This window comes from Sphingomonas rhamnosi, from assembly GCF_036663615.1.
GTDB lineage: Bacteria > Pseudomonadota > Alphaproteobacteria > Sphingomonadales > Sphingomonadaceae > Sphingomonas.
This window is the reverse complement of the sequence record NZ_JAXOJJ010000004.1, coordinates 147,783-173,291: the sequence shown is the minus strand read 5'-3', so window position 1 is coordinate 173,291 and position 25,509 is coordinate 147,783. Positions and strand designations below refer to the sequence as shown.

Annotated in this window: 26 protein-coding genes; 12 read left to right on the top strand and 14 right to left on the bottom strand. The window is 67.6% G+C overall.

Features of this window, described 5'->3' with window-relative positions; all coding sequences use genetic code 11:
* Positions 1 to 74 precede the first annotated feature (74 nt).
* On the top strand, positions 75 to 1,829 hold the full coding sequence (locus U1701_RS10400) for a fatty acyl-AMP ligase (RefSeq protein WP_332782729.1): 1,755 nt from the start codon (positions 75 to 77) through the stop codon (positions 1,827 to 1,829).
* Between the two features lie 91 nt (positions 1,830 to 1,920).
* Positions 1,921 to 4,278, top strand: a complete 2,358-nt coding sequence (locus tag U1701_RS10395; RefSeq protein ID WP_332782497.1) for a putative bifunctional diguanylate cyclase/phosphodiesterase — start codon at positions 1,921 to 1,923, stop codon at positions 4,276 to 4,278.
* Here U1701_RS10395 and U1701_RS10390 read toward each other — a convergent pair.
* The 5 genes from U1701_RS10390 to U1701_RS10370 all read right to left on the bottom strand — a co-directional run bounded on the left by U1701_RS10390 (position 4,275) and on the right by U1701_RS10370 (position 9,298).
* Positions 4,275 to 5,702 carry a hypothetical protein gene (locus tag U1701_RS10390; protein WP_332782496.1) on the bottom strand — a complete coding sequence of 476 codons (1,428 nt, stop codon included), beginning with the start codon at positions 5,700 to 5,702 and terminating at the stop codon, positions 4,275 to 4,277. The genes U1701_RS10395 and U1701_RS10390 overlap by 4 nt on opposite strands.
* Before the next feature lie 109 nt (positions 5,703 to 5,811).
* A complete protein-coding gene (gene lpdA / locus U1701_RS10385) occupies positions 5,812 to 7,206 on the bottom strand; it encodes a dihydrolipoyl dehydrogenase (RefSeq protein WP_332782495.1) in 1,395 nt (464 codons plus the stop codon).
* Between the two features lie 22 nt (positions 7,207 to 7,228).
* Positions 7,229 to 7,618, bottom strand: a complete 390-nt coding sequence (locus U1701_RS10380) for an acyl-CoA thioesterase (RefSeq protein ID WP_332782494.1) — start codon at positions 7,616 to 7,618, stop codon at positions 7,229 to 7,231.
* On the bottom strand, positions 7,615 to 7,830 hold the full coding sequence (locus U1701_RS10375; RefSeq protein ID WP_332782493.1) for a hypothetical protein: 216 nt from the start codon (positions 7,828 to 7,830) through the stop codon (positions 7,615 to 7,617). Before U1701_RS10375 ends, U1701_RS10380 begins: the two co-directional genes overlap by 4 nt.
* A 112-nt stretch (positions 7,831 to 7,942) precedes the next feature.
* The gene (locus U1701_RS10370) at positions 7,943 to 9,298 is read right to left on the bottom strand and encodes a pyruvate dehydrogenase complex dihydrolipoamide acetyltransferase (protein WP_332782492.1); all 1,356 of its coding nucleotides are present in this window, start codon (positions 9,296 to 9,298) and stop codon (positions 7,943 to 7,945) included.
* Positions 9,299 to 9,430: 132 nt separating this feature from the next.
* On the opposite strand from U1701_RS10370, the gene U1701_RS10365 reads away from it, so the two are divergent.
* From U1701_RS10365 to U1701_RS10355, 3 genes are all read left to right on the top strand, one after another.
* Positions 9,431 to 9,886, top strand: coding sequence for a universal stress protein (locus tag U1701_RS10365; RefSeq protein WP_332782491.1), 456 nt, complete (start codon positions 9,431 to 9,433; stop codon positions 9,884 to 9,886).
* Positions 9,887 to 9,896: 10 nt separating this feature from the next.
* Entirely contained in the window at positions 9,897 to 10,559 is a 663-nt protein-coding gene (locus U1701_RS10360; protein ID WP_332782490.1) for a hypothetical protein, read from the top strand.
* An 83-nt stretch (positions 10,560 to 10,642) separates the two neighbouring features.
* A complete protein-coding gene (locus tag U1701_RS10355; protein ID WP_332782489.1) occupies positions 10,643 to 11,923 on the top strand; it encodes a M20/M25/M40 family metallo-hydrolase in 1,281 nt (426 codons plus the stop codon).
* A gap of 35 nt (positions 11,924 to 11,958) precedes the next feature.
* Here the strand turns inward: U1701_RS10355 and U1701_RS10350 are convergent, their stop codons facing one another.
* Entirely contained in the window at positions 11,959 to 12,990 is a 1,032-nt protein-coding gene (locus U1701_RS10350) for an RcnB family protein (protein ID WP_332782488.1), read from the bottom strand.
* 154 nt (positions 12,991 to 13,144) lie between these two features.
* A complete protein-coding gene (gene msrC, locus U1701_RS10345; protein WP_332782487.1) occupies positions 13,145 to 13,627 on the bottom strand; it encodes a free L-methionine (R)-S-oxide reductase MsrC in 483 nt (160 codons plus the stop codon).
* A gap of 136 nt (positions 13,628 to 13,763) precedes the next feature.
* Between msrC and U1701_RS10340 the strand changes: the two genes are divergently transcribed.
* Both U1701_RS10340 and U1701_RS10335 read left to right on the top strand, forming a co-directional pair.
* A complete protein-coding gene (locus tag U1701_RS10340) occupies positions 13,764 to 14,516 on the top strand; it encodes an NUDIX hydrolase (RefSeq protein ID WP_332782486.1) in 753 nt (250 codons plus the stop codon).
* Positions 14,516 to 15,244 (top strand): extensin-like domain-containing protein, encoded by a 729-nt coding sequence (locus U1701_RS10335; protein WP_332782485.1) that lies wholly within the window; start codon positions 14,516 to 14,518, stop codon positions 15,242 to 15,244. The genes U1701_RS10340 and U1701_RS10335 overlap by 1 nt, the downstream gene beginning before the upstream one ends.
* On the opposite strand, the gene U1701_RS10330 is transcribed toward U1701_RS10335, so the two are convergent.
* From U1701_RS10330 to U1701_RS10315, 4 genes are all read right to left on the bottom strand, one after another.
* The gene (locus U1701_RS10330) at positions 15,241 to 15,795 is read right to left on the bottom strand and encodes a hypothetical protein (RefSeq protein ID WP_332782484.1); all 555 of its coding nucleotides are present in this window, start codon (positions 15,793 to 15,795) and stop codon (positions 15,241 to 15,243) included. The two genes, U1701_RS10335 and U1701_RS10330, sit on opposite strands and share 4 nt — an antisense overlap.
* Positions 15,796 to 16,051: 256 nt before the next feature.
* Entirely contained in the window at positions 16,052 to 16,333 is a 282-nt protein-coding gene (locus tag U1701_RS10325) for a hypothetical protein (protein ID WP_332782483.1), read from the bottom strand.
* 93 nt (positions 16,334 to 16,426) lie between these two features.
* The gene (locus U1701_RS10320; RefSeq protein WP_332782482.1) at positions 16,427 to 17,206 is read right to left on the bottom strand and encodes a transglutaminase-like domain-containing protein; all 780 of its coding nucleotides are present in this window, start codon (positions 17,204 to 17,206) and stop codon (positions 16,427 to 16,429) included.
* Positions 17,207 to 17,295: 89 nt separating this feature from the next.
* Positions 17,296 to 18,045, bottom strand: coding sequence for a Bax inhibitor-1/YccA family protein (locus U1701_RS10315; protein WP_332782481.1), 750 nt, complete (start codon positions 18,043 to 18,045; stop codon positions 17,296 to 17,298).
* Between the two features lie 112 nt (positions 18,046 to 18,157).
* On the opposite strand from U1701_RS10315, the gene thpR reads away from it, so the two are divergent.
* Both thpR and U1701_RS10305 read left to right on the top strand, forming a co-directional pair.
* The gene (gene thpR / locus U1701_RS10310; protein ID WP_332782480.1) at positions 18,158 to 18,724 is read left to right on the top strand and encodes an RNA 2',3'-cyclic phosphodiesterase; all 567 of its coding nucleotides are present in this window, start codon (positions 18,158 to 18,160) and stop codon (positions 18,722 to 18,724) included.
* 19 nt (positions 18,725 to 18,743) lie between these two features.
* On the top strand, positions 18,744 to 19,280 hold the full coding sequence (locus U1701_RS10305) for a superoxide dismutase family protein (RefSeq protein ID WP_332782479.1): 537 nt from the start codon (positions 18,744 to 18,746) through the stop codon (positions 19,278 to 19,280).
* A 21-nt stretch (positions 19,281 to 19,301) separates the two neighbouring features.
* Here the strand turns inward: U1701_RS10305 and U1701_RS10300 are convergent, their stop codons facing one another.
* From U1701_RS10300 to U1701_RS10290, 3 genes are all read right to left on the bottom strand, one after another.
* A complete protein-coding gene (locus U1701_RS10300; protein ID WP_332782478.1) occupies positions 19,302 to 20,873 on the bottom strand; it encodes a spinster family MFS transporter in 1,572 nt (523 codons plus the stop codon).
* A gap of 79 nt (positions 20,874 to 20,952) precedes the next feature.
* Positions 20,953 to 21,624 (bottom strand): hypothetical protein, encoded by a 672-nt coding sequence (locus U1701_RS10295; protein ID WP_332782477.1) that lies wholly within the window; start codon positions 21,622 to 21,624, stop codon positions 20,953 to 20,955.
* On the bottom strand, positions 21,624 to 22,859 hold the full coding sequence (locus U1701_RS10290; protein ID WP_332782476.1) for a TIGR04063 family PEP-CTERM/XrtA system glycosyltransferase: 1,236 nt from the start codon (positions 22,857 to 22,859) through the stop codon (positions 21,624 to 21,626). Before U1701_RS10290 ends, U1701_RS10295 begins: the two co-directional genes overlap by 1 nt.
* An 82-nt stretch (positions 22,860 to 22,941) precedes the next feature.
* On the opposite strand from U1701_RS10290, the gene U1701_RS10285 reads away from it, so the two are divergent.
* From U1701_RS10285 to U1701_RS10275, 3 genes are read left to right on the top strand one after another with little or no spacing between them, the layout of a single operon-like run.
* Positions 22,942 to 23,076, top strand: a complete 135-nt coding sequence (locus U1701_RS10285; RefSeq protein ID WP_332782475.1) for a hypothetical protein — start codon at positions 22,942 to 22,944, stop codon at positions 23,074 to 23,076.
* Complete coding sequence (locus tag U1701_RS10280) at positions 23,069 to 24,418, top strand: putative O-glycosylation ligase, exosortase A system-associated (protein WP_332782474.1); 1,350 nt, start codon at positions 23,069 to 23,071, stop codon at positions 24,416 to 24,418. Before U1701_RS10285 ends, U1701_RS10280 begins: the two co-directional genes overlap by 8 nt.
* The gene (locus U1701_RS10275) at positions 24,415 to 25,506 is read left to right on the top strand and encodes an acyltransferase family protein (RefSeq protein WP_332782473.1); all 1,092 of its coding nucleotides are present in this window, start codon (positions 24,415 to 24,417) and stop codon (positions 25,504 to 25,506) included. Before U1701_RS10280 ends, U1701_RS10275 begins: the two co-directional genes overlap by 4 nt.
* Positions 25,507 to 25,509 lie beyond the last annotated feature (3 nt).

Genomic DNA, 25,509 nt, shown 5'->3' with positions numbered 1-25,509 from the left:
AACGCCACGGCCTGTCAGGGCCATAGATTGGCGAGGCGCCCGACCGCGACGCCATGACGAAGACAGGGACTGCGATGACCAACCTCTCATCGGCGAGCACGGCGGATACGCTCCGCGCGACGCCCACCGAAGATGCGCTGCCGCGCCGCTTCGCCGATTTCGGCACGCTGGGCGAGGCGCTCGATTATGCCGCCACCGGCAACCGCGGCCTGAACTTCCACGACGCGCGCGGTACCTTGGCCCGCCCTTATCGGTACGCGGAGCTGCGCGCCGACGCGCTGGCGATGGCCGACCGGCTGATCGCCGCGGGTGTGGCGCCTCAGGATCGCATTGCGCTGGTCGCCGAAACCGGTCCGGAATTTGCCGCGCTGTTCTTCGGCGTGGTCTATGCCGGCGCCTGGCCGGTGCCGCTGCCGCTGCCGACATCGTTCGGCGGACGCGATTCGTACATCGAACAGCTGCGCGTCCAGCTCGCGAGCTGCGATCCCAAGATGCTGATCTTCCCGCCCGAACTCGCGCAGATGGCGAGCGAGGCGGCGCGGCTCGCCGGCGTCGATGGCATCGACTGGTCCGAGTTCGCGGCGCGCGAGGCGCCCAAGGCGACCCTGCCGGCGGCGAGCCCCGACGACATCGCGTATCTTCAGTACAGCAGCGGATCGACGCGCTTCCCGCACGGCGTGGTCATCACCCACGCCGCATTGCTCAACAATCTCGCCGCGCACAGCCATGGCATGGAAGTGTGCGACACCGATCGCTGCGTGTCATGGCTGCCCTGGTATCACGACATGGGGCTGGTCGGCTGCTTCCTGTCGCCCATCGCCAACCAGGTTTCGACCGATTACCTGAAGACAGAGGATTTCGCGCGGCGGCCGCTCGCCTGGCTCGACCTGATCAGCCGCAATGCGGGCACCACGCTCAGCTATTCGCCGACCTTCGGCTACGACATCTGCGCGCGGCGCATGTCGAGCCAGACCAAGGCCGGCGACCGCTTCGACCTGTCGCGCTGGCGCGTGGCGGGCAACGGCGCCGACATGATCCGCCCCGACGTGATGCAGAGCTTCGTCGATGCGTTCGCCGATGCCGGGTTCAAAGCCAGTGCGTTCCTGCCGAGCTACGGCCTGGCCGAGGCCACGCTCGCAGTGTCGTTGATGCCGCCGGGCGAAGGCATTCGCGTCGAACTCGTCGAGGAAACGCAACTGTCGGGCGGCGCCTACGGCAAAGACCGGCCGCAGCGCTACCGCGCGATCGTCAATTGCGGCAAGCCGGTGCGCGACATGGTCGTCGAGATCCGTGAAGAGGACGGCACCCCCCTGCCCGAGCGTGCGATCGGCAAGGTGTGGTGCAAGGGCAAGTCGGTGATGGTCGGCTATTTCCGCGACGAGGCGGCCACCGACGCCTGCATGGCGAACGGTTGGCTCGACACCGGCGACATGGGGTACATGTCGGATGGCTATATCTACATCGTCGGTCGCGCCAAGGACATGATCATCGTCAACGGCCGCAACCACTGGCCGCAGGACATCGAGTGGGCGGTCGAGCAGCTCCCCGGCTTCAAGGCGGGCGACATCGCCGCGTTCGCGATCACCACTCCGGGGGGCGAGGAAACGCCCGCAGTGCTGGTCCAGTGCCGGAGCTCGGACGAGGGCGAACGTACCCGGCTGCGCGACGAAATCCGTGAACGCGTGCGGTCGGTGACGGGCATGAACTGCGTGATCGAACTAATCCCGCCGCGCACGCTGCCACGCACCAGCTCGGGCAAGCTCAGCCGCGCCAAGGCGCGCAATCTGTACCTGAGCGGCGACATCAAGCCCTACGACATCGCTGCCTGACGGCGACGCTCGCCACGGCGGGACACCGTTAACGCAGCGCTAACCCTCTCCGACAACCGATCGACCAGCCGGTGTCGGCTATGGTTGACGGGTGACCAGCAAATCCACCGTCCGCCCGAGCACCCGCCCTATCGATTTTCGCACGTTGGTCGGGCTGCGCGAGGGTCCCGACCCGGCCGAATGGGGTCGTGTCCGCGCGACCCAGCTTGCGGCAGGGCGTCAGCTCGCGCTGCTGCTGTTGGCCGTCAATCTCTCCGGTATCGCGGCGACGATCAGCCTGATGGCCAAGGTCGCGCCGCTTTGGCAGCTGGCGAGCTGGGGCGCGCTGACGGCGGCGGTTGCCACGACCGTCGCCTTTCGACGTCTGGCAACGCGGCACCGCGATGATAGCTATGCCAGCATGCACGACATGCGCGAGACGGTGTTCGAAGGCGTCTGCCTCGCCGCCACGTGGTCGGTCGTACCGTTGTTCTTCTGTACGCAGGCGCCCCAGGGCACGACCGAAGGGCTCGGCATCGTGCTGACGATCCTCACCACGGCGGCCAGCGTTGCGATGGCGCCGCTGGTGCTTGCGACCCTCATGTTTCTGGCAGGTCTCGGTGTAGCGATTGGCGTCCAGTTGGCGGTCGAACACAATTATGCGGCCGCCGCCGGCAGCGCCATCTTCACACTGTTGTTGATGGTCGTGTGCATGACGCGCGCGCGGTCGCTGGTCATCATCCGCGCCAACGAGATGACGCTGCAGGAACGGGACGAAACCGTCAGCCTGTTGCTGCGCGAATTCGAGGAGAATCGGGCAGATTGGCTGTGGGAAACCGACTCCGCACGCCGCGTGATCAAGGCGTCCCCGCGTTTCGCCTATGCCTGCGGGCTCGATCCGATCAGCATCGAGGGGATGCCGTTTCTGCAGGTGCTTGCCGGCCCGACCTGGGAAACGGGCAATTTTGCCGCCGGGCTGCGAACGCTCGCCGAAAAGCTAAAGGCGCGCGAAAGCTTTCGCGACCTGCGGCTGCCGGTGCAGATCGACGGCGAAGAACGCTGGTGGGAGATTTCGGCATCACCCCGGGTCAGCGAACAGGGGAAGTTCTGCGGCTTCCGCGGGGTCGGCTCCGACGTCACCGAACAATGCGCATCTGCCGACAAGATCAATCGCATGGCGCGATTCGACACGCTGACCGGCCTACCCAACCGGCTGATGGTCAACGAGACATTGGCCCGCGCGATGGCGGATGCCGACAAATGGGGCGGGCGCTGCGCGTTCATGATGATCGACCTCGATCGCTTCAAGGCTGTCAACGATACGCTGGGTCACCCGATCGGCGATCGGCTGCTTGGACGGGTATCCGAACGGCTGGGTCAGCTCATGACCGACGCGACGTTGTGCGGGCGGCTGGGCGGCGACGAATTCGCCGTCGTCATCCGCGATGGGACCGATCATGTCGCTCTCGAACACCTGGCACGCCGGATTATCGAGACGCTTTCACGCCCCTATGAGATCGATCAGCATACGCTGTACATCGGCGCCAGCGTCGGCCTTGCGGTCGGGCCCCGCGACGGTCGCACGGCGGAGATGCTGATCCGCTCCGCCGATCTCGCGCTATACCGCGCCAAGGATGCCGGCCGCGGCGTGTTCCGGACCTATGAGCCCGAGCTGCATGTCCAGGCCGAGGAGCGCCGCGTACTCGAAATGGCGCTGCGATCGGCGGTCGAGAAGGGCGAGATGCACCTGATGTACCAGCCGGTCGTCGACGCCGGATCAGGGCAGCTTCGCGGGTTCGAGGCGCTGCTGCGCTGGACCAACCCTGAATTCGGCAATGTTTCGCCCGACAAGTTCATTCCGCTCGCCGAGGACGCGCAGTTGATCGCGCCGATGGGTGCCTGGGTTCTGCGGACCGCGTGTGAGGAGGCGGCGAAATGGCCGTCCAACATCCGGATCGCGGTCAATGTTTCGCCCGACCAGCTGCAGAGCCCCAGTTTCGTGACGACCGTCACCAGCGCGCTGGCGAACACCGGACTCTCCGCCGAGCGGCTCGAACTCGAAGTGACTGAAAGCGTGTTCATGCACGAGGGCCTGAGCGCGACCAAAGTGCTGGAGCGCGTGCTCGACCTGGGCGTCCGGCTCAGCCTCGATGACTTCGGCACCGGCTATTCGTCGCTCGGCTATCTCAGCCGTACGCGGTTCTCGTCGATCAAGATCGATCGCGGCTTCGTGCGGGACGCCGCAAAGGGCGTGCGCGAGGCGATCGCGATCATCCGCGCGGTGGTGGCGCTCGCCGAGAGCCTGGGGATGGCGACAACCGCGGAAGGCGTCGAGACCGAGGCCGAGCACCGGATGGTGCAGGAGTTCGGCTGTACCAAGGTCCAGGGCTATTATTTCGGTCGGCCGCTCCCGGTTGAGGAGGCTCGCGAACTCGCCAGCCGCCGCTGGGACTCGTCCGTGGCGGCCTAGCGCGGTTTTGCGACCTGGCCCAGCATGGCCTGATAGGTCGCGGGGGGCGCCGGCAACCACACTCGGGCGACGATCCCGCCAGCGATCACGACAGCCAGCGCCCCCGCGCCTATCCCGACGGTCCGACGTGGCCGTGACCGGCCGTCCGCCAGCAGCACGATCGCCACCGCAGTCGCGATCATCGACCACAAATGATAGCGCAGGTCCGACGCGATGCTCAGCACGCCGAAGCTCAGCTCGAGCGCCACACCCGATGCGAGCAGGGCGAGCGCAAGATCGCGGGCCGGCGCTCGCGGCCGTTGCACCGCGACGGCGATCGTGGTCACCGCCGCCACCAGCCACGCGATCGGCCAGCCCAGCGGTGTTTCGACCACGCTGCGCGCCAACACCTGCCACCCCCGCGCGAACACGCCGACGCGGCCTAGCTTCAGCGCGTTGGGCTCGGAGTCGGCGGGCGGTGCCGCATTCGGCCAGCGGAATGGCACCAGCCAGCGCTCGGTCGAATTCCAATGCGACAGCCGCTGGCCCGCATAGGCGACCGGATGGCGCAGGATGGCGTCGACCAGCGAGGTGTAGAGCTGCCCGACCGGCTGCGCCTGAAGCCGCGCCATCACCGGCGCGCAATGCGCCTCGTCGCCCAGCGGATCCCAGAAGAACGGCTTCGAACACTGCCGCGCGATCACTGCATGCGCTTCCTGCGCGGTCAGTCCGATATGCGCCGCATCGGGTACCCGCGATGCGATGCCGGCGAGATCGTACAATGCTTGCGTGCGCTCGACCCCGCTCGGCGCGGCCGCGAACACGCGGTGGTTAATGATCGGCGATACGGCCAGCACCACGAGGATCGCGACCAGTCCGATGCCGATCCTGGCCATCGGGCGAACCGGGAGCATCATCACAACCAGCGGCACCACGAGGAACACCGCGTTCGCGCGCACCAATATTGCATAGCCGAGGAGCATGACGATCGCGGCCAAGGCGACCGGTGGAATACGCGAATCGCGCAGCCGCCACCATGCGACCAGCCCCGTAGCCGCCAGCACTGCGCCGACTAGCTGCGCATCCTTTAATATGACGATCTGCCACCCAAGGAACGGCGGCAACGCACCTACGCACAGGATAGCGACCGCGCGACCACGCGCGCCTGCCCCGGCAAGCGCCGCGGCGATCAGGCCGAGGCCCGTCCAATAGGTGACGAGTTGCAGAACCAGCATCGGCATCGCGCCGGGGCCGAACGGCGCCAGCACCGCCCATAGGCGCACCATCACCGGCGGATGCCAGTCGTCATAGCGACCCGACAACACCTGCCCATATTGCGCGACGGTGTCGTACATCGCCACGCCGGGCCACGCCGCCGCAATCGAGGCGAGGCACAGCAACACCGCGAGTCCGCCATATCGCCATCGGGGAGAAAGCGGGGTCAAATATCCTCCGCCAGGCAGAGGTGGCAGGCGCGGCCTGACGGAGGGGGCGGCAGGACCGACGTCGGTTTCATCCCCTCCTCCTCAGTCATCTTGGTGCCAAGGCTATCGATCAGTAATGGATCGACCGGCCGTAGGCGCCGAGCACGCTCTCGTGCATCATCTCGCTGAGCGTCGGATGCGCGAACACCGTCTCCATCAGCTCGGCCTCGGTGGTCTCGAGCTGGCGCGCCACGACATAGCCCTGGATCAGCTCGGTGACCTCGGCGCCGACCATGTGCGCTCCGAGCAGTTCGCCGGTCTTCGCGTCGAACACCGTCTTCACGAAGCCTTCGGCCTCGCCCAGCGCGATCGCCTTGCCGTTGCCGATGAAGGGGAATTTGCCGACCTTCAGCTCGTATCCCGCTTCCTTGGCCTTCGCCTCGGTCATGCCGACCGATGCCACCTGCGGGCGGCTGTAGGTGCAGCCCGGAATGTTGGCCTTGTCCATCTGGTGCGGCGAGCCGCCCGCGATCTTCTCGACCGCGATGATGCCCTCATGGCTCGCCTTGTGCGCGAGCCACGGCGCGCCGGTAACGTCGCCGATCGCCCAGATGCCGTCAACGTTGGTGCGACCATAGCCGTCGGTCTTGATGTGGCCACGGTCGGTTTCGACGCCGAGCGCCTCCAGCCCGATATTCTCGGTGTTCGGCACGATGCCGATCGCGATGATCGCGTGGCTGAAGGTCTCCTCGGAAACCTTGCCGTCCTTGGCCTTGATCTTGGCGGTGACGCCGGTCGCCGACGTCGCCAGCCCCTCCAGGCCCGTCTGCGTCAGCAGCTTGATCCCCTGCTTCGTCAGCGCCTTGTCCATGAACGCGGACACTTCCTCGTCCTCGACCGGCAGGATCCGCGGCAGCATCTCGACAATCGTCACCTCCGCGCCCATGTCGTTGTAGAAGCTAGCGAACTCGACGCCGATCGCGCCCGATCCGATGACCAGAAGCTTGGTCGGCATCTCGGTCGGTACCATCGCATGGCGATAGGTCCAGATCCGCTCGCCATCCGCCTTGGCGAACGGCAGGTCGCGCGCGCGCGCGCCGGTCGCGACGATGATATTCTTGGCTTCGAGCTCGACGGTCTTGTCGCCCTGCTTGACCGACAGCTTGCCCTTGGCCGTCACCGTGCCGACGCCCTCGTACACGGCGACCTTGTTCTTCTTCATCAGGCCCTTCACGCCCGCGTTCAGCTGGCCAGCAACCTTGCGGCTGCGGTCGACCACCTTGGCGAGGTCGAACCCGACATTGTCAGCGCTGAGGCCGTAGCTCTCGGCGTTCTGCATGTAGTGATAGATTTCCGAGGTCCGCAGCAGCGCCTTGGTCGGGATGCAGCCCCAGTTGAGGCAGATCCCACCCAGCCGCTCGCGCTCGACGATCGCGACCTTCAGGCCGAGCTGGCTGGCGCGGATCGCAGCGACATAGCCGCCGGGGCCGGAACCGAGGATCACGAGATCGAATGTGTCAGCCAACGGAACAATCCTTCTTGGAAATTCAGGCAGAAAGCGGCGGTACCGGCCGCGGCTTGCGATCGTCGCCGACCGCGACGAACACGAAGCGCGCCTGCGTCACCTTGCAGCTGTCGTCGCTGTGCCGTGCGCGGCGCCAGGCTTCGACCTCGATCGTCATCGACGTGCGCCCGACCGCGACGAGACTGGCATAGACCGATACCTCGTCGCCGACCACGACGGGCATGTGGAACTTCATCGCGTCCGCCGCAATGGTGACCGCGCGGCCGGCGCTGCGCCGCGACGCGACCGAGCCCGCGGCAAGATCCATCTGCCCCATCAACCAGCCGCCGAAGATGTCGCCGTAGGGATTGGCGTCGGCGGGCATCGCGGTGACGCGGATTGTCGGTGCGGTGTCGGGGGGCAGGTCGGTCATCGTGTAGCCTTGTCTTCCCGCCAGGCGCGCCGCAGCGGCCCGATCCCCATCAGCAGCGTCGCGACCATCGCACCCGCGCCACACCACCAGATGACGTCCCAGCCAAGCGGATAGGACGCTGCCGCGATCCAGGTGATCGCCAGCGCGGCGGCCAATCCCGCCGCCACGTGCAATGCCTCGACCAGCGTCTTTGTCATAGCGACTGGTCGCACTACCCCTTCCCTCGTTCGCCCTGAGCGAAGTCGAAGGGCATGCCGCAAACAGGGATGCTCCGACTTCGCTCAGCACGAGCGGAAGGGGGACAAGGCGCGCGCACGCTGAGCCTTACGCCAGCATGCCGAGCGGCTTCTCGACCAGGTTCTTGAACGCCTTCATGAACTGCGCCCCGTCCGCGCCGTCGATCGCGCGGTGATCGAAGCTGCCGGTCGCCGACATCACCGTCGCGATGCCCAGCTCGCCGCCGATCACGTACGGACGCTTCTCGCCCGCGCCGACCGCCAGGATCATCCCCTGCGGCGGGTTGATGACCGCATCGAACTGCGTGATCCCGAACATCCCCATGTTGCTGATCGAAGCGGTGCCGCCCTGATATTCTTCAGGCTTCAGTTTGCCTTCGCGGGCGCGGCCGGCGAGATCCTTCATCTGCGTTGCGATGCTCGACAGCGACGCCGTATCCGCGCCGAAGATGATCGGCGTGATCAGCCCCGAGGGAGTGCTGACCGCGACCGAGATGTCGGCGCGGCCGAAGGTGATCAGCTGATCGGGCGTGAACATCACGTTGCAGCTCGGCACCTGCATCAGCGCCACGGCCTGCGCCTTGATCAGCAGGTCGTTGACCGACAGTTTCACGCCGCGGCTTTCCAAGCTCGCGTTCAGCTCGCTGCGCAGCTTCAGCAGCGCGTCGAGGCGCACGTCGACGGTCAGGTAGATGTGCGGAACGGTCTGCTTCGATTCGGTCAGACGGCGTGCGATCGTTTTCCGCACGTTGCTGAGCTTGGTCGCCTCGTAAGGCACGTCGGGAATCGCCGCGGGCTTCACGGCCGACACGGGCGCAGGTGCGGTGGCCTCAACCGAGGCCGCTGCCTTGACGGGCGCAACGCCGACCTTGGCGCTCTCTACGTCTGCCTTGATGATACGGCCATGGGGGCCGGAACCGGTCACGCTGCCCAGATCGACACCCTTGTCGGCCGCCAGGCGACGCGCCAGCGGGCTCGCCTTGACGCGATCGCCCGATGCCGGTGCGTCGCTGCCGGACGATGCGGGACCGGCATCCGCCGGGCGGCCGTGATCCTCGGCTTCGCTTTCGGTGCGATCGAACGGCGCCGACTCGCTGCCGGTGTCGTTCGGGTCGGTCGGATCGGGCTTCGCTTCCGATTCCGCTGCGGCGGGGGCCGGAGTCTCGCTTTTGCCGGAAGTATCGATCGATGCGGTGTCCTCGCCCTCTTCGGCGAGGATCGCGATCACCGTGCCGACCTTCACATTGTCGGTACCCTCGGCGACCAGCACCTTGACGATCGTGCCTTCGTCGACCGCCTCGAATTCCATCGTCGCCTTGTCGGTCTCGATCTCGGCCATCAGGTCGCCCGACTTGAGCACGTCGCCTTCCTTGACCAGCCATTTGGCGAGGGTCCCCTCCTCCATGGTCGGCGACAGCGCGGGCATTTTGATCTCGATCGACATGGAAGTCCCCAAGGCTTTACGTAACGGCACGCCCAATCGCGCCCCCGCCCGCCCGGGTCAAGGCCTCGGGGACACAGCGGCCTTGCGCCACCGCGGCAACCGCGTCACGCTCTAGCCTTAACGAGGACCGACATGCGCATCTATCTGGTAGTGATCGACGAGAGCCCGGAGGCCGGCATCGCACTGCGGTTCGCCGCCCGGCGTGCAGTGAAGACCGGTGGCGGAGTCGAGATCCTTACGATCCTGCCGCCACAGGAATTCATCGCGTTCGGCGGCGTCCAGGCGACGATCGAGGAGGAAGCGCGGCTGCATGCCGAGGGCGTGGTCGCGGGTGCCGCAGGTACATTGCTCGAGGAATCGGGTCTGCGTCCCTCGATCATCGTGCGCGAGGGCGAGGGCCCCAAGATCATCCGCGAGATCATCGCCGCCAACCCCAATATCGCCGCGCTGGTGCTTGGTGCTGCGGCCAGCGGGGCACCGGGCGCGCTGATCGCGCATTTTTCGGGGACCGATGCCGGGACCCTGCCCGTTCCCGTCATGATCATTCCGGGTTCGCTGACCCGCGAGGCGATCGACCGGCTGAGCTGAAGGAGCGTTCATGACCCGATTCCGACTCGCCGCGCTGAGCCTGCTCGGCGCCACCCCCGGGGCCGCGCAGGTCAGCGCCCCCATCACCACCGTCGACATCCCCGCCTCGACGATCCTGCCGAGCGACGGCGACCTTGCGCGCAGCTATCTGGAGAAGGCGCAGTCGGACCCTGACAATGCGCAGGCCTGGACCGCCTGCGCCGCGGCTGCGACCAAACGCGCCGAAAGGCCGGCGGAGGCGGACGACTATGCTGTCCAGATGGCCAAGGTATTGAAACTGATCGTGCCCGACCCGAGCCGGTCCCCGTGCGAGGATGCGATTTCGCCGCCCCTATGGGCCGCAGCCGGAGGGCCCCAACCGGCGCCACGCGCTGTCGCCAAGCCGGTGCCGCCGGCGGCGGCCGAGCGCATCCGCCTTCAGGAGGAAGCCGCCAAGGCCGACGCCGCAGAGCGCGCGCGACTGACCGAACTCAACCAAGCGGCCGCAGCACGCGCGAAGGCCGACACCGACAAGATCCTGGCCGACAAGCAAGCCGCAGCGCTGGCGCGGCAGGCGTATCAGGCGGCGCAGGCTCAGTACGACACCGACAAGGCACGGGTGGACAAGGCACGCGCCGCACAGGTGGAGTATGACCGACAGATGCGCGAATACCGGGCGAAATACGGCAAATAGCCCGTCATGCCCGGGCCGTCCGCCGATGACGCCGGCGGCCGAAACCGCTTGAGCCCCCGCCCCGAACCCGCCACCATTGCGCGATGACCATCCTCGCGCTCCCGCTGCTGCTCGCTGCCAGCCCGCTCCCCGCTCCGTCTCCGGACCGCCTCAGGGCGAGCGTCACCACCCTTGTTGGCTTCGGTACGCGCCATACCGCATCGACCACCACCGACCCCAAGCGCGGGATCGGGGCTGCGCGCACCTGGGCCGCGGCCCAGTTCAAGCAGATCGCGCGGAGCTGCAACGGCTGCATCACGGTCGAGCGGATCGGCCGGACCTTCACCGGCCCGCGCGCGCCGACCGGGGTCGTCGTCGAGGACGTGCTCGGCATCCAGAAGGGCCGCGACCCCAACCGCGTCGTCATCGTCGGCGCGCATATCGACAGCCGCGTCACCGACGTGATGAACGCGACGTCCGACGCGCCCGGTGCCAACGACAACGCCTCGGGCGTCGCGCTGGTGCTGGAGGCCGCACGGCTGCTGTCGCAGCACAAATTCGACGCGACCATCGTCTATGCGGTGTTCTCGGGCGAGGAACAGGGGCTGTGGGGCGCCGAACTGCTCGCCGACACCGCGAAGGCGCGCGGCTGGAAGGTCTCGGCGATGCTCAACAACGATATCGTCGGCAACACCATCGGCCAGGGCGGCGTGAAGATCGACGACCGCGTCCGCGTCTTCTCCGAAGGCATCCGCGCGTCCGAAGGCGAAGTCGCGCAACAGGGCCGCCGCGCCGAGGGCGGCGAGGACGACGGCCCCAGCCGCGCGCTGGCCAAGGCGATCGACGGGGTCGCCAAGACCATTCCCGGCGGGCTCGACGTGATGCTCGACCGCCGCCCCGACCGGTTCGGCCGCGGCGGCGATCACGAGCCGTTCCTGAAGCTCGGCTACCCCGCGGTGCGGTTCTCGGTCGCGGCCGAGAATTGGGACCGCCAGCACCAGGATCTGCGCACCGAGGCCGGGGTGCCGTACGGCGACACCGTCGACGGCATGGATTTCCCCTATCTGGCGAAGGTCACCGCGATCAACGTGGCCACGATCGCTCGGCTTGCCGCAGCGCCCGCCGCGCCGACCGGCGTCTCGATCGCAGGGGAACTCTCGCGCGACACCACGGTGAAATGGGCCGCGGTGCCCGGCGCGACGACCTACCGCGTCCGCTGGCGGCGCAACGATGCGCAGGACTGGACCGACACGCGCGACGTGACCGGTACGACGACGGTGCTGACCCAGGTGCCGGTCGACGACAATTTCGTCGGCGTCTCGGCGCTCGGCGCGGGCGGCACGGAAAGCGTCGTCACCTTCGCCGGGCGCGAAGCGCGACGGTAGGCCTCAGGGGCGCGCCAACGGCGGAAAGCTACCGCTCAGCAGCGGCAGCGCGGCAGGAGTTTGGTCTTCGCGCGCTTCCTCCACACCTTGTGCGGGCGCGAATAGGTCACCGCGTCGTCGTAATAGGTGGTGGTCGTCGTGGTGGTTACCACTGGCGCGGACTGCACGATCACCGTGGTGGTCGACCCGCCGGGGTAGCCTGCATAGCCGCTGGTCGTCGTCACCGTCGTGCCGCCATCGGGCGACACCCAGGACCCGCCCGGCACTCCGCGATACACCGGCATCGGCGGCGGCGGATAACCCGCCCCGTTCCCGTCGTAATAACGGGGCGGCGGCGGGGCTCGGCGACCACGGTCCTCGTTCTTGTCGATCGCATAGCCCGCGGCGGCGCCGACGCCCGCCCCGATCAATGTTCCGCCCAGTCGGTTGCCGCGCCCGGCAATCAGATTGCCCGCGACGCCGCCGACCACGCCGCCGATCACCGCGCCGCCGATGCCGTCGTCGCGCCGCTGGTAGCCGCGATCAGCCGGTCCGGCATAGACCGAGTCGTCGGCATAGGCGTCGCGATAACCGTCCTGATACCCGCCATCCCAGTCGAGCCCGCTGGCCGTGTCATAAACCGACCCGCGCGCGTCGATCAGTACCGCGTCGTCATAATAGCGGACCCAGTTATAGCCGTTATCGGGCTGCGCCAGGCCGTAGTTCGCCCAGTCGGTGATGTAGAAGCGCGGCGAGATCCAGTAGCGCGGCACGGCCCAGCCGCGATACGGGCGACGATAGCCGGCCCACCCGCCAGGCGCGTTCGCCCCGCCCCACCAGCGCCCGCCGATCTTGCTGCCCCAGCGCTGGCCGCGGATCGGCTGCACGCCCGGCCGACCCGGCATCGGTCGAACCTGCGGCCGGACCTGCATCTGTGATGGCATCGGGCGATTCTGCGAAGCCATAGGCGTTCGACCGGGGATGCCGTAGCCGGCGCCGGGACCGGTCTGCACGATCCGCTGCTGCGCGTCGGCCGCGCCGCTGGCGATCAGCACCAGTCCCGCGCTGGCGATCAAGAGGCTCCGCATCTACCGTCTCCCTGGTTCCGCCGCGCGCGACTCCGCAGCAAACGTCGAACGTTAACGCGTTGCTTACCAAACTCGTTTCATCGCCGCCAGCGGCCGCGCTGTCCCGTTTCGGGCCGCATACCGGGTCGTGCGCGGAGCCTGGACGACGGGAGGCTCAGGCGATGCGCGGCGCCAGCAATGCCATCAGCGCTTCGCATCCCGCAGCGTCCTCGGCGTCGAACCGGCCGGGCATAGGGCTGTCGAGATCGAGCACGCCGATCAACTCTCCGTCCTGCACCACCGGCACGACGAGCTCCGACCGACTCGCGGCGTCGCAGGCGATATGCCCGGGAAACGCATGGACATCAGCCACCAACTGCGTCGCGCGGGTTTGCGCCGCGGTGCCGCATACCCCCTTGCCCAAGGCGATACGGATGCACGCCGCCTTGCCCTGGAACGGCCCGAGCACAAGCTCTCCCTCGACCAGCCGATAGAACCCCGCCCAGTTGAGATCGGGCAAATATTCCCACACCAAGGCGGCGGCGTTTGCCATGTTCGCGATCGGGTCGGCCTCGCCCGCGGTCAGCGCGTCGAGCGCGGCGGTCAGGTCGTGATAGAGTTCGGCCTTCGAGCCGGCTGAGATATCGAACTGGTACATGCTTACCCTCAAAGCGTCATCCCAGCGAAGGCTGGGATCTCGTGCGGCAAGGACTGCGCACACTGCAGCGGATCCCAGCCTTCGCTGCGATGACGTATAGTGGCGCCCGCGCGGCATTCCACGCGTTAAGGCAACAATGACCGATCTTCCCCCCGCCATCCCCGCCGCGACGCTCGTCATCTTCCGGGACCGCGACATCGGACCGCCAGAGTTGTTGATGGTCGAGCGCGCCCAGGCGATGGCGTTCGCAGGCGGTGCGCTGGTCTTCCCTGGCGGGCGCATCGACCCCGGCGACCATGCGCTGGCCGCACTGATCGGCCGCGACGACGACGAAAGCGCCGCGCGCGTCGCCGCCATCCGCGAGACGCTTGAGGAGGCCGGGATCGCGATCGGTCTCGATCCGATCCCAGCCGATGTCGCCCCGCTGCGCGCCGCGCTCCATGCGGGCACGCCGTTCGCCGCGGCGCTTGCCGCCACGGGTTCGCGGGTGATCCCGGAGATCCTCGAACCCTTTTCCCGCTGGCGCCCCGCCCAGGCGCATGCCCGGATCTTCGACACGCGCTTCTACCTCGCACGCCTGCCGCGCGGATCGGCGCCCGCGAGCGTCGATGCGACCGAGAACAGCCGGCTGCTGTGGACCAGTGCCACAGACGTGCTCGCCGACGCCGACGCCGGTCGCGCGACGATCATTTTCCCTACACGTCGTAATCTCGAACGACTGGCGCGCTTCACCGGTTTCGACGACGCCGTCGCCGACGCGCGCCTGCATCCGGAACGGACCGTCATACCGTGGATCGAGACGCGCGGCGGGGTCGCGCATCTCTGCATCCCCGAGGATCTCGGCTACCCGGTCACCGCCGAACGGCTGAGCGACGCAGTCCGCGGCTGATGCGCGCGGTGCGGCATACGATCGGTTGGCTGGTCGGGCTGAGCCTGACGATCGCGCTCGGCATGCTGCTGTGGGCGCTCGCACGGGGGCGCCCACAGGATCTGCCGTGGGCCCCGCTCGATCTGGGCCAGCCGATCGGGCTCTTCACCGGTCGCAAGCTGACCGCGCTGACCGACGATTTCCCCGCCTGCCGCGCACTGCTCGATCACGCTGGTGTGCGCTACACCGTGCTGCCTGAACGGCGTGACGGGCAATGCGGCTATGCCGATGGCGTGCGGTTTGGAAGCGGCGGGCCGCGCCGGATCAGCTTCGCACCCGCGGGACTCGGCATCGCCTGCCCGGTCGCCGCGGCGCTATCGGCCTGGGAATGGAACGTGGTGCAGCCCGCCGCGCAGGCGCAGTTCGGCGCGCGCGTCGCCAGCATCGATCATTTCGGCAGTTACAGCTGTCGTCGCATCTATGGGCGCGACGCGGGGAATTGGAGCGAGCATTCCACCGCCGACGCGGTCGACATCGCCGGCTTTCGCCTGACCGATGGTACCCGGATCACGGTCGCCCGCGACTGGAAGGGGGACGGACCCAAGGCGCGGTTCCTGCGCCAGGTCCGCGACGGCGCCTGCGCGTTGTTCGCGACGACATTGTCGCCCGATTACAATGCCGCGCACGCCGACCATCTCCATCTCGACCAGGCCAATCGCGGCGCCGGCGGCTGGCGCGCCTGCCGCTAGTTCGCGAGCGACGTGCCCGTATCGACCTTCTCGACCCAATAGGGGAAGAAGGCGGGCTGGCGGTTCGACCAGCCCGACGCGGTCGCCGCGGCTTCGCTGATCGACTGCAACAGCTTGCGGCGCAGCTCGGGATGGAGCGTCGGCAAGGCGGCTGCGGCACAAAAGGCCGAGGGGAGCCACGGCCTGACTTCGGCGCCGATCAGCCGTTCGTAAAGGAAACGGAACGCCGGAAAACTCGTCAGCCGCCCCTGTCCCAGGTCGAACGCGACCAGGGTCACCAGCGGCGCGAGGAACGGCTCGACCGAGTCGAGCCCGCTGTCGTCGGGTACGATCGCGCGCAAATCGGGAAGCGTGGCATAGAGCCTCGCCTGCGCGCGGATGCTGGCAGCCTCGACCACGTCGCGCGACCAGCGTTGCATGGCGTCGTCGCGATCGAGCCCGATATCGAGCGAGCGGCGGATGTAGCGCTGGGTCGCCGCCGCAAAACCTGCGAACTCCTTCATCTCGGTCAGTGTCGTCGCGCCTTGCGCCGGTTTCATTTTGGCAGCCATGTCGTCACCCCGCCCTCAAAGGAACGGTGCGACTATGCGCCGGGTTGGTTAACAGGCCCTAAGCATCGCCGCGCCGTGATCCCATAGCGCCACGGAAACTGTTGCGCCGCAACATGCCTTGCGACGAAGCGAGCGCTGAAGCATGAAAATTCACGTATCGTGGCGTTCACGCGCAACAAAAATGCGTCGATCCCGCGAGGACCGACGCATCGTGTCATTCCGCCATCCGGATTACATTTAGCCGGACGCTACTAGCCTAGGCCTGCTTGTGCGTCAGGCCGTCCTCGACCGCGGGATTGTATCCGGACGATTCCGGGGCATCGGTGCTCGCCCCTGGCTGGGTCTGCGCGGGCGGATCGCTGGCGTCCATCGACTCGTCCAGCGCGTTGTCGAGGCGTGCGTCCTCGCTGTCGGGGCTCTTCTGCAGCCGCTTGGCGATCGACTTGTCCTGGCCAGCGTCCTGACGCGGATCCCGCTCGGCGTCCTCGGCCGGCGCCACCGACAGACTGTCGAGCGCGCGTTGATCGATATCGGTCATGACAAGTATCTCCTATAAACCTGAAGCATATCAACGATCAGTACGGAGGTACGTTCCTGAAGCGAAACGAAACTCCGGCGCGAAACGCCGTGCTCAGTCGATCCCGACGACGCGTACCACCTGTTCGTACAGCGTTGCCTGACCGAACACCGTCATGAACGCGATATCGGTGGCATCGCGGCCGATACAGACGCGTGCGACGTCCCCGCACGACGCCATCCCGGTCGCGTCGACCAATCGCCAGTCGCCATCCAGCCACAGCTCCGCGACCGCGTGGAAATCGGGCGGATCGACGCCGGGCGCGTAAGCGGAGACGCACCGCGCCGGGATTCCCCCCGCGCGGGCCAGCGCCACCAGCAGATGCGCGTAATCCCGGCACACCCCAGACCGCGATGCAAAGGTGTCGAGCGCGGTCGTCTCCCCGCTGCTCGTGCCCATGCGGTAGTCGAGCGAGTCGCCCACCCAGGCCGCGAGCGCGGCGGCAAGCGGACCGCCCTGCAGCCCGCCGAACTTGCGCATCACGAACCCGTCGAAACGGTCCGACTGGCAATAGCGACTTGGCATCAGATAGGCGGTCAGTTCGCCCGGCAGCATCCGTGGGGGCGTCGCGCGGTAGCGGTCTAGTTCAACCTTCTCGCGCGCGACATCGACGATCGCGCGATATTCGGCGACCAGCCGGCCGTGCCCACGCGCCCAGCACCGCTGGCCGATACCGTCTTCGCCCCGCACCGCGCGGATCGGGGATTCGGACCAGATCGTCAGCGATTCATCAATGATCCGCTGGTCGGCCATCGCTGCCGCCTCGATCTGCAGCAGCACGTCCGCATCCCCGTTGATGCCGTAATCCAGACGCACGTCGATCGACAGGCGCATTGCGCGGAATTCCTTCGCTGTTGGGGTACAAGAAAAGGGCCCGGCGGTTTCCCGCCAGGCCCCTCCCTGAAACGCGTGTGATCGCGGTATCAGTTGCGGCCGCTGCCGAACAGACGCAGCACGAACATGAACATGTTGATGAAGTCGAGATACAGGCTCAGCGCCGACATGATCACGACCTTGCCGACCATGTCCGTACCCGCGACCTGCGCATACAGGCTCTTGGTACGCTGCGTGTCATAGGCGGTGAGGCCCGCGAACAGCAGCACGCCGATCGCGCTGATCACCAGCGCCATGATGCCCGACTGCAGGAACACGTTGACGATGCTGGCGACGATCAGGCCGACCACGCCGATGATCAGGAAGCTGCCGAACGCCGACAGGTCCCGCTTCGTGGTGTAGCCGTAGAGGCTCAGCGCCGCGAAGCCCGATGCGGTCGCAAAGAACGCGCCGGCGATCGACGTGCCGCTATAGACCAGGAAGATGGTCGACATCGACAGGCCCATCAGGACCGCGAAGCCCCAGAACAGCGCCTGCATCGTGCCGGTGCTCATCCTGCCCTGACCGAAGCTCATGCCGAACACGATCGCCAGCGGGGCGAAGATGATGACGTACTTCAGCAGGCCACCACCCATCATGATCTGCGCGGCGGGCGAGGTTTCGCCACCCCACGAGAACAGCAAGGCGACGATGCCCGACAGCAGGACTGCGGAGGCCATGTAGTTGTAGACCGACAGCATGTAGGCGCGGAGGCCCGCGTCATAGGCTTCGGTACGGGCTCCCGTGGCGGCCGCTCCGAACGGCGCGGCACGGGGCCGGGGGTCAGACCAGTTAGCCATTGTTGAAAACTCGCTCCTTTGCCCGGCCCGATGCCGGTTCACTCGAATATCGCTCTTTACGGGGCCTTTTTCAAGACGCGCCACCCGGACTCCTGGTAGGCGTCGGAGGGTCATGATTCGCCTGTTCGTCGCCCTTCGCCCGCCCCCTGCAGTCCGCACACAGTTGGCCGCGACGATGGAGGGGGTGATCGGCGCGCGGTGGCAAGACGACGACCAACTCCACCTGACATTGCGCTTCATCGGCGAGGTCGAACGCCCGCTTGCCGAAGACATCACCGGCACGCTCGGCCAGATCTACGCCGAGGCACCGACCATCGCGCTCAGCGGCGTCGGGCGGTTCGAGCGGCGCGGCGCGACCACCACGTTGTGGGCGGGCGTCACCCCCCACGACGCGCTCGCCGCGCTCCATCGCAAGGTGGATCAGGCCTGCATCCGCGCAGGCCTGCCCGCCGAGCACCGCGCCTATTTGCCGCACGTCACGCTGGCGCGGCTCGCGCGCGGCGCGGCCGGGCCGGACGCCGATCGCTGGATCGCGGATCATGCGGGGTTGGCCAGCGCGCCGTTCGCGCTGCCGCACATGATGCTGTACGAAAGCGTTCTCACGCGCGACGGCGCGCGCTACGAACCGGTGATGCGCTGGCCGCTGGGAACCGGCGGACAGGCCGTGGGTTCGCTATGAAACAACAGGGAGACTGATCATGCGGATTGCGACACTGGCGATGATGGGCGCGGCGACCCTCGGCCTTTCGGCCTGTGAGACGGGTAAGATGGAGACCGGTGCGCCGATGGCAGGTGGCCAGACTGCGACCGCGATGCTGCGCACCGCCGATGGCGCGGACGTCGGCCGCGCGACCGCCAGCGAAGTCGCCGGCGGCATCCGCTTCACGCTCGACGCGAAGGCGATGCCACCCGGCACGCACGGCGCGCACATCCACATGGTCGGCCGCTGCGACGCTCCCGACTTCACCACCGCGGGCGGCCATTGGAACCCGGCCGGGGCGAAACATGGCAGCATGAACCCGCAAGGCCCGCATGAGGGCGATCTGCCCAACCTGATCATCGGCACCGACGGTCGCGGGACGATCGGCATCACGATCCCCGGCGCGACGATGGCCGGGCTGATGGACGCGGACGGATCGTCGTTCGTGGTGCATGCCAACCCCGACGACCTGATGACCGACCCGTCGGGCAACAGCGGCGGCCGCATCGCCTGCGGCGTCTTCGCTCCGGCCTGATCCCTGGCGGCGGGGGAGGCGTCAGAGCGCCTCGCCCGCCGCTTTCGCGCGCGCTTCGCGGGTCGCCTCGGCCCCCGGCGCCAGACGATATGCCGCGATCGCCGCCGCCAGCGTGATCGGCGTCACCACCAGCAACGACAACATGCCGGTCGACAGGCTGCCGGTCAGCGTCGACACCCTCCCCGCCAGATACGGCCCAAGCGCCAGTCCAATAAGCGTGGTCCCGATGAAGAAGGTCGCGGTCGCCGTCCCGCGCATCCGCGGCAGTACCATATCCTGCGTCGTGGCGGCGGCGGCGCCCAGCGCGCACGCCGCGGTAATCTGCGCGAAGAAGATGCCGATGTAGAAGGGCAATGCCGCGCTCGCGGTGAAGGCGAGGATTAGGAACGGCACCGGCACCACCGCGCCGAAGATCACCACCCACAGCCGCCCCGCCGGGTTGCTCCGCCGCAGCCGGTCCGACACGATCCCGCCGATCGTCAGCCCGAGAAACCCTGCCGCCGCCCCAAGTCCACCGACCATCAGCCCCGCCGACGACGGCGTCAGTTCCAGAACGCGCAGCGCATAGGGCGCCGCCCAGAAGCTCGCGGCGTAGCTCAGGAACGCGTTGAACCCGTAGGCGACGACCGTGCACAGAAACGCCGGTGTGCCGACGATCAGCGCGAAGGTCGGCGGGTCGCGGCGCTTCAGCGCGCAGGCCCAGGAAAAGACCGCATAGACCCCGATCCCGACCGACACCCATTGCGGCCATGGCTCGCCCGCCCCCACCAGCGCCACGACGCCACCGATCACCAGCGCCAGTCCTGTAATGTTGACCAGCAACGCACGCGTGCCCCCCATCGCCGCGCCGATCAGAGTCAGCGGCGGCACGATCGTAAGCAGCTCACCGGCAAAGGCACGGAACGGCGCGGGGTGCTTCTCGGGCTCGGGCAACCCCTCGACGGCGCCCCGTATCGGCTCCCTCAACGTCGAGACCCAGATCGCCAGCATCAGTCCAGGCAGGCCGACCGCCATGAACGCCGCCTGCCACCCGACCAGCCCCAACGGCCCGCCGCCCGGCCAGGCGCGGTTCCAGCCCTGCACGATCAACCCGCCGACGAACAACGAACACCCACCGCCGACGAATAGCCCGGCGGAATAGATCGACAGCGCGGTCGCGCGCAGCCGCTTCGGGAAATAATCCGAGATGATCGAATAGGCCGAAGGACTCGCGGTCGCCTCGCCGACCCCGACGCCGATCCGCGCCGCGGCGAGATGCCCGCCGGTCCGCGAAAAGCCCGACACCGCGGTCATCACCGACCACAAGGTCAGCCCGATCGTCATCAGCCGCACGCGGTGCCAATTGTCCGCGAGCCGCCCGAGCGGGATACCGAACAGCGCATAGAACACGCCGAACGCGGTGCCGTACAGGAAACCGAGATCCTGATCCTTCAGCCCCAGGTCGCGTTTGATGTCTTCGGCTAGGATCGAGATGATCTGGCGATCGACGAAGTTCAGCACATAGACGAGGAACAGCACCGACAACACGTACCAGGCGTAGCGCGACGCGCTCGCGTCGCGGTCCGTGTCGATCCCGGTTGCGGCGGTTGCCATGATCCCTCCTATGGTCTTTCGAACACTGGGTATCAGAGCAACTCGCGGAGAAAAAGCGGTTTCGCGGCTATCGGGTACGTCAGCGCGCCGCCTGCGCGCGCCGGCCGGCGCCCTGTTCGAGGCGCCGCAGGAGCGATTCGATGGTCGGGGGACCTGCGGGCGCGGGAGCCGGCCGCGGCGCACGCATCGGAGCCGGTTCCACCGCCTCGATCACCGCCGGCTCAGGCGCAGGCTCGGGCGCGGCCACAACCGCGGGTTCGGGGATCACCAGCGGAGCAACCGGACGCGCCGGCTCCATCGGCACCGGCAACAGCGCCGCCGGATCGAACGCGGCGAGCGGCAGATCGAGGTCCGCCGGGATCGGCCGCTCGGGCGCGGCGGGCATCACCACCTCCATCAGCGGCTGGCCTAGATCGGCCGCGGTCATTGGCATCCGCGGCGGCGCGTCGGGATGCGCATCGGCGCGGCGCAGCACGGGAACGCCCGCGCTGCGCACCGGCTTGACCAAGAACCCGCCGGGTCCGAACAACAGATACAGCGCAGCCCATGTCACCGCAGCGAACAATACGCCGCTGCCCAGCGCCAGCAGCGCGCGCGCGGTCGCGCCCAGCGGCGGCGCGGCGACCGGCAGCAATGCCGCGACACCGCTGTTCCACACCAGGGATTCGAGCATCTCTGCGGGCATTGCGACGAAGCCGATCGCGGCGATCACGCCGACGCCCAGGCCGCCATAGACGGGGAAGGACCGCATCAGATTTTTGCTGGTGAACGCTGACATGAGACATCCAATGAAGCGGTCTTGATGAGCCGCCGGTAGATCGGTTCGTAACGGCGAATGTTTGACGACCAGTTACGCTCCCGTTCGACAAATGCCCGCGCCACGTCGCGCCGCGCGTCCCAGCCCGATCGGTCCTCGAACATGCCCGCGAGCGCCGCCGCGACCGCCGCGGGATCGTCGGGCGCGAACAGCGTCCCGGTCTCGCCGTCACGGATCAGTTCGCGGTGCCCGCCGACATCGGATGCTGCTACGAGTCGCCCCTGTGCCATCGCTTCCAGCGGTTTGAGCGGCGTGACGAGATCGGTCAACCGCATCCGCTTGCGCGGGTAAGCGAGGATGTCGACGAGGCCGTAATAACGCTCGACTTCGGTATGCGGCACGCGCCCGACGAAGTGGATCGCGCCCGCCATCGGCGACGACGCCGCCTGCGCGCGCAACGCCGCCTCCATCGGACCGCCGCCGACCAGCAGCAGCCGCGCGTTGGGCCGCGCCTCGACCAGAGCCGGCATTGCCGCGATCAGATCGTCGAGCCCTTCGTAATCATAGAAGCTGCCGATGAACCCGACGACGTCCTTGCCGTCGAGACCGAGTTCGGCGGCGAGCGCATCGTCGCGCGGCGGCACGGTACCGAAGAGGTCGAGATCGACCCCGTTGGGCGACACGATAATCTTGTCCGCGTCGATTCCCCGCGCGATCAGGTCGCCGCGCAGCCCCTCGCAGATCACCGCGACTCCCCCCGCCCGCCGCACCGCCCAGGTCTCCAACGCACGCGTCGTGCGATAGCGCAGCGAGCCTTCGGTTCCGGTGCCGTTGCCGACCGCCGCATCCTCCCAGAACGCGCGGATCTCGTAGACCAGCGGCAGTGTGCGCCGCCGCGCGACGATCAGCGCGGCCAGCGCATCGATCACCGGCGAATGCGCGTGCAGGATGTCGGGGCGAAAGGCTTCGACCGCCGCCTCGATCCGCGTCGCGAACGTACGGATGCCCGCGAGTTCGCCGATCGGCCCGGCCTTGGCGGGTGCGAGCGTGCGATGGAAGGTCAGGCCGTCGATCGATTCGACCAGGCCCGGCGCCGTACCGTGCCGCGGCCCGGTCACCGCCGCGACCGTCCACCCGCAAGCCTCCTGTGCCTTCAGGATCGCGCGGGTGCGGAACGTATAGCCGCTCTGCAACGGCAGGCCGTGGTCGAGGATGTGGAGAATGCGCATGGATGTCTCCTGCCACCTTTTGGTTTAACGGCGCGTCAACCGGGCCGCGCTACGACGGGCCTTCGTTGGAGCAGGCCGTACCATGATCGACAATCTCGCGCTCGGCCTGACGCACGGCCTGATGATGCTGGCCGCGTTCCTGCTCCTCAAGCGGCCCGATCTCGATTCCGAGCGCGACGCGAAGGCTCCGCGCAAAAAGGGCCGTTTCGGTGCGTGATCTTGCGTTCATCGCGTTCCTGCTCGGGCTGTTCGGGATGGGGATCCGGCGCCCGTTCCTGCTCGTGCTGGTCTATGTCTATATCGACATCGTCTCGCCGCAGCGGCTGACCTATTACCTGCTGAACAGCGTGCCGATCTCGCTGATCGCGGTGGCGCTGGCGGTCGGCGGCTGGGCGGTCGCCGACGACAAGCGCGACACGCGAGTCGCGCCGCGCCAAGGGCTGATCGTGCTGCTGCTGCTCTATTGCTGGGCGACGACGTTGAGCGCAGACTTCCCGATCGAGGCGCTGGAGAAATGGGACTGGGTGTGGAAGGCGCTCGCCTTCGCCGCGTTCCTGCCGCTGACGCTGCGCACGCGGTTGCGGATCGAATCGCTGCTGCTGTTCATGATCCTGTCGGCGGCGTCGATCATCATCGTCGGTGGGATCAAGACGATCGCCAGCGGCGGCGGCGGCTATGGCCAGCTCAACCTGATGGTCGACAACAATTCGGGTCTGTACGAGGGCAGCACGATCAGCGCGGTCGCGATCGCGATCGTGCCGCTGATAGTCTGGTTCATGAAATTCGGCACGATCTTCAAGCCCGACTGGCGCGTGAAGACCTTCTGCCTCGCCTTGGTGTTCGCGTGCCTGTTGATCCCGGTGGGGACCTCGACACGGACCGGGTTGCTCTGCATCGCGCTCTTGGCGCTGCTCTCGCTCCGCGCGGTCAAGCGCAAGGGGCTGTATGTCGGCGCGCTCGCGCTGCTCGGGCTGATCGCAGTACCGTTCCTACCTTCGACGTTCACCGACCGGATGAATACGATCCAGACCTATCAGGCCGACGAGTCCGCCTCGACCCGGCTGGCGGTGTGGAAATGGACCATCGACTACGCCAAGTCGCACCCGTTCGGCGGTGGGTTCGAGGCGTATCGTGGCAACCGCATCCGCTACGACCTCAAGACCGCGGACGGCAGCGCACCTAAGGCCGGCCCCAAGGTCGAGATCGACAAGGCGCGTGCCTATCACAGCGCCTATTTCGAGATGCTCGGCGAACAGGGCTATTTCGGGCTCGCATTGTGGCTGACGATCAATCTCGTCGGGATCGTTCGCATGGAGATCCTGCGCCGCCGCTACCGCGATCCCGAGGGGCCCTATGCCTGGGCGGGACCGCTCGCCGCCGCGTTGCAGAGCGGGCACCTGGTGTACCTCCTCGGCGCGGCATTCATCGCGATCGCGTTCCAGCCGTTCATCTACATGCTGATCGGCGCGCAGATCGGGCTCGACACCTATCTCGCGCGCAAGCGCCGAGAAGAGAGTTTCCGCCCGATGCGCCGCGCGGCAGACCCGCTGCCCGCATGACCGAACTGCGCGCGCTGACGAGCGTTCGCGGGATCGCCGCCTGGTTCGTCGTCCTCTACCATATCCGCCTGTCGATCGCCGGCTTGCCGGTGGCGGTGCGCGACGTGTTGGCCAAGGGCTATCTCGCGGTCGATTTCTTCTTCCTGCTGTCCGGCTTCGTGATCTGGCTGACCTGGCATCAGCGTCTGCGCGAGCCGGGCAATGTCCGGTGGTTCCTGCTCAAGCGCCTCGCCCGGATCTGGCCGTTGCACCTGGTGGTGCTAGCCGGCGCGGTGGCACTGGCACTCGTGCTGCAGGCGACCGGCCGCGCCGACCCGGCCGACTATCCGTTCGCGGACCTGCCGCTGCACATCCTGCTGGTCCAGAATTGGGGTTTCACCGGTCGACTGGCCTGGAACGACCCGAGTTGGTCGATCAGCGCCGAACTGGGTGCTTATCTTCTGTTTCCGGTGCTGGTTGCCGCGGTCGACTGGCGCCGCGTGCCTATTGCCGCGCTGATCGGGGCGGCGGTCGCGATCCTGATGCTGCTCCACGTAACGATGGGCGCGCCGACGCTAGGCACCGACATCCCGCGCTTCGGCCTGCTCCGTTGCCTGACGGAATTCGCCACCGGCACGATAGTCGGCGCACTGTGGCTGCGTCTGCGTGGGACGCGCAGCGCGCCGATCGCCGCCGCCGTTGGGGCGACATTGCTGGCCGCATGGGCGCTGGGAGCGCGGGAGACATTGGTCGTCCCCGCCGCGTTCGCCTGCCTGCTTCTTGTCCTCGCGCTGACATCCGGCGCGGCGCGCAACCCGCTTGAAGGACGCTGGCTGCACGCCTTGGGCGAGATCAGCTACGCGACCTATCTGGGCCACTTCATGCTCTGGGTCGTATTCAAGCTGAGTTTCGTCAGCGACGCTACCGCGGTCTCGCCCGGGCTCATCGCGGCCTATCTCGCGCTGGTGCTAGTGAGCTCTATCGCGCTCTACCATCTGGTCGAACGCCCCGCGCAACGATGGATCAACCGCACGGGTCGTGCCAACGGACGCCCGGATCCAGCGCTGCCTGCACCGGCAACACTGGATCCTGGGTCTACTCCGGGCTGATGC

Excerpts from the sequence above, each read along its gene's own strand:
- U1701_RS10365 (WP_332782491.1), top strand. The coding sequence starts at position 9,431 with ATGCGCATCTATCTGGTAGTGATCGACGAGAGCCCGGAGGCCGGCATC.
- thpR (WP_332782480.1), top strand. The coding sequence starts at position 18,158 with ATGATTCGCCTGTTCGTCGCCCTTCGCCCGCCCCCTGCAGTCCGCACA.
- U1701_RS10275 (WP_332782473.1), top strand. The coding sequence starts at position 24,415 with ATGACCGAACTGCGCGCGCTGACGAGCGTTCGCGGGATCGCCGCCTGG.
- U1701_RS10400 (WP_332782729.1), top strand. The coding sequence starts at position 75 with ATGACCAACCTCTCATCGGCGAGCACGGCGGATACGCTCCGCGCGACG.
- U1701_RS10370 (WP_332782492.1), bottom strand. The coding sequence starts at position 9,298 with ATGTCGATCGAGATCAAAATGCCCGCGCTGTCGCCGACCATGGAGGAG.
- U1701_RS10360 (WP_332782490.1), top strand. The coding sequence starts at position 9,897 with ATGACCCGATTCCGACTCGCCGCGCTGAGCCTGCTCGGCGCCACCCCC.
- U1701_RS10380 (WP_332782494.1), bottom strand. The coding sequence starts at position 7,618 with ATGACCGACCTGCCCCCCGACACCGCACCGACAATCCGCGTCACCGCG.
- U1701_RS10350 (WP_332782488.1), bottom strand. The coding sequence starts at position 12,990 with ATGCGGAGCCTCTTGATCGCCAGCGCGGGACTGGTGCTGATCGCCAGC.
- U1701_RS10335 (WP_332782485.1), top strand. The coding sequence starts at position 14,516 with ATGCGCGCGGTGCGGCATACGATCGGTTGGCTGGTCGGGCTGAGCCTG.
- U1701_RS10320 (WP_332782482.1), bottom strand. The coding sequence starts at position 17,206 with ATGCGCCTGTCGATCGACGTGCGTCTGGATTACGGCATCAACGGGGAT.
- U1701_RS10295 (WP_332782477.1), bottom strand. The coding sequence starts at position 21,624 with ATGCGGTCCTTCCCCGTCTATGGCGGCCTGGGCGTCGGCGTGATCGCC.
- U1701_RS10340 (WP_332782486.1), top strand. The coding sequence starts at position 13,764 with ATGACCGATCTTCCCCCCGCCATCCCCGCCGCGACGCTCGTCATCTTC.
- U1701_RS10355 (WP_332782489.1), top strand. The coding sequence starts at position 10,643 with ATGACCATCCTCGCGCTCCCGCTGCTGCTCGCTGCCAGCCCGCTCCCC.
- U1701_RS10290 (WP_332782476.1), bottom strand. The coding sequence starts at position 22,859 with ATGCGCATTCTCCACATCCTCGACCACGGCCTGCCGTTGCAGAGCGGC.
- U1701_RS10315 (WP_332782481.1), bottom strand. The coding sequence starts at position 18,045 with ATGGCTAACTGGTCTGACCCCCGGCCCCGTGCCGCGCCGTTCGGAGCG.
- U1701_RS10325 (WP_332782483.1), bottom strand. The coding sequence starts at position 16,333 with ATGACCGATATCGATCAACGCGCGCTCGACAGTCTGTCGGTGGCGCCG.
- U1701_RS10305 (WP_332782479.1), top strand. The coding sequence starts at position 18,744 with ATGCGGATTGCGACACTGGCGATGATGGGCGCGGCGACCCTCGGCCTT.
- msrC (WP_332782487.1), bottom strand. The coding sequence starts at position 13,627 with ATGTACCAGTTCGATATCTCAGCCGGCTCGAAGGCCGAACTCTATCAC.
- U1701_RS10285 (WP_332782475.1), top strand. The coding sequence starts at position 22,942 with ATGATCGACAATCTCGCGCTCGGCCTGACGCACGGCCTGATGATGCTG.
- U1701_RS10300 (WP_332782478.1), bottom strand. The coding sequence starts at position 20,873 with ATGGCAACCGCCGCAACCGGGATCGACACGGACCGCGACGCGAGCGCG.
- U1701_RS10330 (WP_332782484.1), bottom strand. The coding sequence starts at position 15,795 with ATGGCTGCCAAAATGAAACCGGCGCAAGGCGCGACGACACTGACCGAG.